The 4,019-nt window shown below is 51.7% G+C and carries 4 protein-coding genes; 1 reads left to right on the top strand and 3 read right to left on the bottom strand.

All coding sequences use genetic code 11. The features are described 5' to 3' along the window. Positions 1–427: 427 nt before the first annotated feature. The gene (locus tag PPL9_RS26945) at positions 428–1,345 is read right to left on the bottom strand and encodes a DMT family transporter (protein WP_057465642.1); all 918 of its coding nucleotides are present in this window, start codon (positions 1,343–1,345) and stop codon (positions 428–430) included. A gap of 133 nt (positions 1,346–1,478) precedes the next feature. Between PPL9_RS26945 and PPL9_RS26950 the strand changes: the two genes are divergently transcribed. Further along, positions 1,479–2,039 (top strand): Ada metal-binding domain-containing protein, encoded by a 561-nt coding sequence (locus PPL9_RS26950; protein ID WP_057465622.1) that lies wholly within the window; start codon positions 1,479–1,481, stop codon positions 2,037–2,039. 930 nt (positions 2,040–2,969) lie between these two features. Here PPL9_RS26950 and PPL9_RS26960 read toward each other — a convergent pair. Together PPL9_RS26960 and PPL9_RS26965 are read right to left on the bottom strand one after the other, a co-directional pair. Further along, entirely contained in the window at positions 2,970–3,743 is a 774-nt protein-coding gene (locus PPL9_RS26960; protein WP_057465624.1) for a slipin family protein, read from the bottom strand. Then, positions 3,740–4,019 (bottom strand): NfeD family protein (locus PPL9_RS26965; protein ID WP_280139085.1); only part of this gene is annotated, 280 nt, incomplete at its 5' end. The genes PPL9_RS26965 and PPL9_RS26960, both read right to left, overlap by 4 nt.

Below are 4,019 nucleotides of genomic sequence, written 5' to 3' on the forward strand. Positions count from 1 at the left end.
TTGCATGGGGTGGCTCCATTCGTTTGCTGTCCATGACAACTGCAGTATGACGCATTACGGCGTTGGTGGGAGCAGGAGCCATCCACCCCATCAGCTACGACGGGTCGCTTTGCACGGATTTGAAGAATGGTTAAATTTCCGAAATGGGCCGTTTGAGTAGTTACAGATCGTTGACAGGAGCTACTGAAGAAGCTTCTTGGTGGAACTGGTTCAACCGATGATGGAAATAATCGAACGGCAGCAGTTGGCCCGATTACAGGCATGTTGCTGAGTGATCAAAATTGACATTCAATCAACGTTTTGGGCGACTTCAGCCAGAGCAAGACTTCAACTTAAGATCCACCTTACTCAGCTTGTCACTGCAGGGTGGGGAAAAGACGGCTCTACAGGACTTTTCTACTATCGGCTACAAGAAGCGAATGACCACTTACGTTTGCGTTCTAGCTTCTTCTTTGCCGCTCAGCTGGTCACAGATGCGTCCGTCAATGGCCAGCAGGCCAATGCTAATCAAACCCATTCCGATATAGTGGCGCATGGCCAACTCTTCTCCAAGAAATAGCTTACCCAAAAGGATTGCGCTGACAGGAACAAGAAGGGTGACGAGTGCGACATTCACTGCTCCGGCGGATGCTAGGATGCGGAAAAAGATCACGTAGGCCAGAGCCGTCGAAACGATTGCGAGCGCCAGAATTGATCCAATCACCGCAAGGCTTGGCATCGGCAAGGTCCACGGCCTGTCGATCACTGAGATAATCGGCAGCATCATGATCGTGGTTGCCGCGAGCTGGCCGAACGCCACCTGTGTAGCGGTCAGGTTCATTGCCTTGAATCTGCGCCCGTAAACCCCGGCGAACCCATAAGCCAACGCCGCGCCCATACAGGCCAGCAGTCCCAGAGCCGCAACACTGGCCCCATTCAGAACATCGCCTCCAAGCAAGACGACAACACCCAGAAAGCCGAACAGGATTCCAGTGACCTTGCTTGGTGCCATGCGTTCATCGGCTAGAAGGAAGTGCGCCACAATGATCGAGAAGATCGGCGTTGTGGCGTTCAGGATCGAAGCAAGGCCGCTGGGGATCATGGTCTGCGCCCAGAACAAAAGGCTGAACGGCAACAGGTTGTTCAGCAGACCCATAATGAAAAACGCCGCAATAGCGCCTTTAGCGAACGGCCATGCCTCGTTGCGTGGGCGAAGGATAACGATCAGTGCTAGTGCTGCAATACCAGTGCGCAGCGCTACTACCGTCAGCGGCGGCAATTCTTTAACCGCGATGGCGACGAAAAAGAATGAGCCGCCCCAGAGGATTGAAAGCAGAAAGAGCAAAGTCCAATCCCTTAATGTCATACGCATAACAAGTGTCCGCTAATTGATGGTTTTCCAGAGACCTACAGAATTACTGACCTCAATACTCGCCGTTTCCGGACCTCATCATCGGGGAGGCCTCGCGTCATGCGGTCCTGTCCGCTAAACTCCTGACATGCTTAGTTTTGAGATATGCAATGAAGCACGATTGAAGCGTGATCCTACATTTGACGGAAAGTTCTTTACTGCTGTCCGCACGACGAAGATATATTGCCGTCCGGTCTGCCCGGTGAAACATCCCCTGACCAAGAATGTCAGCTATTATCCGACCGCTGCGGCAGCGGAGCAAGCTGGATATCGCCCCTGCTTGCGGTGTCGTCCGGAAACCGCGCCTTTCTGTGCCGCATGGAACGGTACTCGAACCACCGTTGAACGTGCCCTGAAGCTGATTGAGGATGGTTCCTTGGACACTGGCACCGTGGAGGATCTGGCGGAGCGCCTGGGTGTTGGGGCAAGACATCTTTCGCGGTTGTTCGCGAGTCATGTTGGTGCATCGCCACTTCAAACGGCCCAGACTCTACGTATTGGGCGGGCTAAGCGCCTTCTGGATGAAACTACGTTGCCGATTACAGAAATCGCCTTCAAGGCAGGCTTTGGGAGCGTAAGACGTTTCAATACGGCGTTTTCCAAGCTCTATGGGCGTCCGCCCTCTTCGATCCGTAGGCCACGGCAATGACTGTTCTACGTTGCACCCATATTGAAGGCCAACCCCAGAAAGGCATCAATCCCGCACCCCTTTTCGTAAAGTCAGATGGCAGCTTGATCTCTAATTTGCCGCTATTCTGTGACGGTTTGACCTTCCGTTGTATTTGCCCGGTACGAAGGAGTTCTCGAATTGGCGCGGACACAGAACTGCTTATTCGTGCCTCCACAGCATCGTACAGCTTTCGCTCTGACTAACTACTCGTTGCGAGCCGTTCGTATGCAGTAACGGGCTGAGAGAAACAAATTAAACTATCGAAGGCATCCATGGCATCTTTCAATAATGCTATTTCAACCCTTGATCGAGTTGCCCGAATGTCCGCAGTTGGCCCAAGCTTCCACGTCGATCTGTTGCCTCCTTTGGGTTTCACACCTGCAGCGAATGCCGGCTATGGGTTATTAGCCACGCAGACAATCAGAAAGAGAAATACTTCGAGGTTGTAATTGATCAAATCTAGAGTGATTGCCCGCTATGGCCACAGAGTAACTTGCTGAGCGGGCCAACACCGGTCATCAGAGCACTTCTAGTTGAGGTTGAGTAAGGCTTATGTTAAGTGTTGCGCAATCTATGAAACGAGACTTCTTATTGATCCAGTCCTCAATATGGGGCCACAACATCTGTACTTCTAAACTCGATCAATGATCGAGGGATATTCTCGCATTTCCCCATTGCGCTCTGCAATACATTTTTCAAATGCTGCGACCACCTGACCTGCTCCACCCTTGACTATCGGGGTGCCTGTAGTCTCCATATTCCAGGCCATCACCTTACCCATCAGGGATTCCAAAGTTACTTCCGGGGTCAAATCAGGATGCAATAGCGCAGCTTTAGAAACTCCTTCCACCAACTGTATTAGAGCCCTTGAGAGACACATTCCTGTCGGCATAACTCAGAAACACTACCTTATTTTTGCTCTTCGGCAGGACTCTTTGCGATTGGTCGGCCTATCAGTTCCATTGGCATTGGAAAGACAATCGTATTACTTCTATCGCTCGCGATTGTCTGCAGGGTTGTCAGATAACGCAGCTGCATAGCTTGATCGTTCTGAGAGAGAATTCCGGCGGCTTCTAGAAACTTTTCCGCCGCTTGCTGTTCGCCCTGCGCGTCGATGACCTTGGCGCGGCGTAGCCGCTCTGCTTCCGCCTGCTTTGCGATTGCCCGGATCATGCGGTCATCAAGGTCAATGTGCTTCAACTCCACATTTGATACTTTAATACCCCAGGTTTCCGTCTGTTCATCCAGAATACGCTGAATATCAGCGTTTAACCGATCTCTCGATGCAAGCATTTCGTCAAGCTCATGCTGACCTGCAACCGAGCGCAGTGTTGTCTGGGCCAGTTGGGTCGTCGCCTGGAGGAAATCCTCAACCTGTATAATCGCCCGTTCAGCGTCCACGGCGCGAAAATACACGACGGCATTGACTTTAACGGAGACATTGTCGCGCGAAATTACGTCCTGCTCAGGCACGTCCAAGACGCGCGTGCGCAAATCCACCCGAACCATCTGCATGATACCCGGAAGAACGATGATCAAACCTGGACCTTTCACTTTCCAGAAACGCCCTAGCAGGAAGATCACACCTCGCTCATACTCCCGCAAAATTTTCAATGACGAGAATACAATCAAGAGCGGAATCAATACAGTCAAAGTCCAGGAATAGTTAAGCAGTTCGTTCATGACTGGTCCTCACTTTTAAGGGGAGAGACGGTGAGGGTTAACCCCTCAATAGCCGATACTTCGACGGTGTGGCCCGGCCTTAAAGGCGTTGTACTTGTTGCTTGCCATACTTCACCATGAACTCTGACGTGCCCCTCTCTTCCATTCCAGTCCAAAACCACGGCTTTACTGCTGAGCATTTCTTCCCGCCCTGTTACGACGGCACGGCCCTTGGAGCGCATAAGAAGATAAAGAATGACGAGAAAAACGCCGGCACTAACAGCTGCGATCGACCCG

Source organism: Pseudovibrio sp. POLY-S9 (genome assembly GCF_001431305.1).
Taxonomy (GTDB): Bacteria; Pseudomonadota; Alphaproteobacteria; order Rhizobiales; family Stappiaceae; genus Pseudovibrio.